The sequence below is a fragment of the Psychrobacillus sp. genome, from assembly GCF_056205495.1.
Genome location: NZ_JBAEAP010000387.1, coordinates 1 through 2,542 on the forward strand (window position 1 = coordinate 1; position 2,542 = coordinate 2,542).

Consider the following 2,542-nt stretch of genomic DNA (forward strand, 5'->3'; position numbering starts at 1 on the left):
TTTGTTAAAACATACAAAAACAGTCTGAGAAACGGGAATGGTTGGTAACCATCTATTTACTTGTCTTACACCACGTATATCAAACAACTGCCACTCATTTGTTCTAGCATCCTGTATCATAAGCTGAGGTTTCTTTCGACCATTCCACTCGTTAATTTGCAAGTCCCCTATAAAAGATAACTTCGTAGCTGGTGCTATCTCATCAGCTAGCTCTCCTTTTCCAAAACCAACCGCATCTAACACGACTGCGCCCTGCATTAGCTCCATTTTGACATGATTTTGAGCAGACCCAATCTTTTTTACCGAGTTTACTGTTATATTTTCTATACAATACACTGGCTTAGCAAAACCCATTCCAAATGGAGATAGACGTTGAATGGACTGTATGGACTCGGTAGAGATTTCATCCATTTCTAATGGTACGTCTATCGATACTACAGGTATTAACTGTTCCTCTGTTAAGCATTCTCTTGCCTGCTCATTGAGCCTCTCTCTAAACTCATCTACATGTTCAAGCGGAAACGTCATACCTGCCGCCATCGGGTGACCCCCAAAATGAGAGACAATATCACTATTCTTAGCTAATTCGTTGTACATATGGAAGCCTTCGATACTGCGTGCAGAGCCTTTAGCAATTTGCTTTTCCGGATCAAATCCGAGAACAATTGTCGGACGATAATATTTCTCTACTAATTTCGAAGCGACTATTCCTAATACACCAGGGTTCCACCCTTCCTTACCAACAACGATGACACTAGGACCGTCGATAGTATAGTTTTGCTCTAGGAGTTCCACCGCTTCATCTGTGATTTGCTTAACAATAGCTTGTCTTTCCTTATTTTTATCATTTAGCATGTTGGCAAGCGCAAGTGCTCGATTTGAATCTTCCGTTATGAATAACTCAACTCCTGGAGCTGCATCACCAAGTCGACCAACAGCATTAATACGTGGTCCGAACATAAAACCTATCGTTTCTTCATTGATCGTGTTTATTTCTACGCCACTGACATTTGCTAACGCTTCTATTGCTATGTTGGTAGTTTTTCTCATTTGCTTAATACCTTCTTGTACGAAGTATCGATTTTCTCCCTTAACCGATACAAGGTCAGCAATTGTACCGATAGCTACTAAATAAAACAAGTCTTTAGGTATTTCACCAAGTAATGCATGAGCAACTTTAAAAGCTACTCCTACGCCTGCTAAATGAGAAAAAGGATATCTTGTATCTTTTAAACCAGGATGTATGATAACATCTGCCGCTGGAAGCACATCGCCTGGTTCATGGTGATCCGTAACAATGACATCCATCCCTAAATCTTTTGCAAACTGAATCTGTTGAATCCCTGATATCCCATTGTCGACTGTAATGATAAGTTTGACACCTTCATCAAAAGCTTGTTGGAATAAACGCTCACTTGGTCCATAGCCGTCTATAAATCTGTTAGGAATCTTAAAAATAACATCGGCACCAAGGGCCTCCAATGTTTTCATCATGACAGTAGTACTTGTTATTCCGTCTGCATCGTAATCGCCGTAAATCATGATTTTTTCATCAGTATCTATTGCTTGATGTACTCTTTCTACTAATTTCTCCATTCCTTCAAAGAGAAATGGGTCATGTATATGTTCTTCCGTTATATATAAAAAGCTCTTAGCATCTTCTACACTATTAAAACCCCTAGAGACTAGTACTTTCGCACAAACGCGAGGTATAGTTAGCTCTTTTTCGAACGTATTAACTAGTTCGTCATTGGGCCTAGATATTCTCCATCTTTTTTGTGATTGTATCATTTTTCTTCACTTCCTTAATAGTTATTATAACGTATAAAACAAGAAAGGTTGAATATATTACTGCAAAGAAAAAAGGGGCAGAGTATAAAATACCCCGCACCCTTATTTTGTTTCATTATACTACTGGCTCATCTGAACCCCATTTTTTCTCTTCTTTATCCACTTTAATACCACCTGTTTTACGTAGCTCTCTAGCTTTTAGGTCAAACCAGATTTGAGTTGCGATAAATAGAGATGAATATGTTCCTGCTATTAAACCAATTAACAGTGCAATAGAGAAGTTTCGTATACCTTCTGCACCAAACAATAATAATGCTACTACTACAAGTACCACAGTCAATACAGTATTAACTGAACGCCCTAAAGTTTGTCGAAGTGACTTGTTAACGATAGAAGCAAGTTCTTCTTCGGTAGTAATAGTTTTACTACGATGGAGATTTTCCCTAATTCTATCAAACGTTACAATCGTATCATTTATCGAATAACCTACTATCGTTAATATAGCTGCGATAAAGGTAATGTCTACTTCCAAACGTAAAATACTAAAAATAGCAACCATTAGGAAAACATCGTGGAGTAAGGAAGCTATAGCTGCAAGACCCATACGCCACTCAAAGCGAAACGCCACATAAATTACTATACCTAACGCAGCGAAAAACAATGCTTTCATTGCATTTGCAGCAAGTTCCGTACCTACCGTAGGTGAAACTGTACTTACTTGTGGCTCTGCTCCAAATTGTTCCTTAATATC

At 38.4% G+C, this 2,542-nt stretch carries 2 protein-coding genes; both read right to left on the reverse strand.

Features of this window, described 5'->3' with window-relative positions; genetic code table 11:
* A partial coding sequence (gene recJ, locus AC06OU_RS11540) for a single-stranded-DNA-specific exonuclease RecJ (protein WP_475855917.1) occupies positions 1-1,791 on the reverse strand: 1,791 nt, incomplete at its 3' end.
* A 115-nt stretch (positions 1,792-1,906) separates the two neighbouring features.
* Positions 1,907-2,542: protein translocase subunit SecF (secF, locus tag AC06OU_RS11545; RefSeq protein WP_475855919.1), on the reverse strand; the 636-nt coding region annotated here is incomplete at its 5' end.